Genomic DNA, 706 nt, shown 5'->3' with positions numbered 1-706 from the left:
CCAGCGCGTGCAGGGCGGCCACCACCACGTGCTGCCGGTCCACCTCGAAGAAGCGGCGGAGCGCGTTGCGCGTGTCGCTGCGGCCGAACCCGTCGGTGCCGAGGGTCACGAACCGGGCGCCGACATAGGAGGCGATCAGCTGCGGGTAGGCCCGGACGTAGTCGGTCGCCGCCACGACCGGCGTCGTGCCCGGCAGCAGCGCCGCCACGTGGCTCACCGGCGCCTCGGCCTCCGGGTGGAGCATCGCCCGGCGCTCGGCCTCTCGCGCGTCGCGTGCCAACTCGCTGAAGCTGGTGACGCTGAACAGCTCGGCGGCAATGCCCCAATCCTGCGCCAGCAGGGCGGCGGCTGCGATCACCTCGGGCAGGATCGCGCCCGAGCCGAGGAGGCGCACCGCGGCTGCGCCGGATTCCGGACCCCCGAGGCGGTACATCCCCTTCAGGATGCCCTCTTCCGCGCCCGCCGGCATCGACGGCTGGGCGTAGTTCTCGTTCATGGCGGTGAGGTAGTAGAAGGCGTCCTCGCCCTCTTCCATCATCGCCCGGGCGCCGCGATCGACGATCACCGCCATCTCGTACGCGAAGGCCGGATCGTAGGCCCGGCAGTTCGGGATGCTGGCGGCGGCGAGGTGGCTCGACCCGTCCTGGTGCTGCAGGCCCTCGCCGCCGAGCGTCGTGCGGCCGGCCGTGGCGCCGATCAGGAAGCC

1 pseudogene is annotated in these 706 nt (G+C 72.8%); it reads right to left on the bottom strand.

Annotated features, from left to right (window positions below):
- Positions 1-706 (bottom strand): annotated as a pseudogene (locus FV228_RS31625) (pyruvate dehydrogenase (acetyl-transferring), homodimeric type); the annotation flags it as partial.

The sequence above is a fragment of the Methylobacterium sp. WL18 genome (assembly GCF_008040015.1).
Taxonomy (GTDB): domain Bacteria; phylum Pseudomonadota; class Alphaproteobacteria; order Rhizobiales; family Beijerinckiaceae; genus Methylobacterium; species Methylobacterium mesophilicum.
This window is presented reverse-complemented; position numbering and strand designations above follow the sequence as displayed.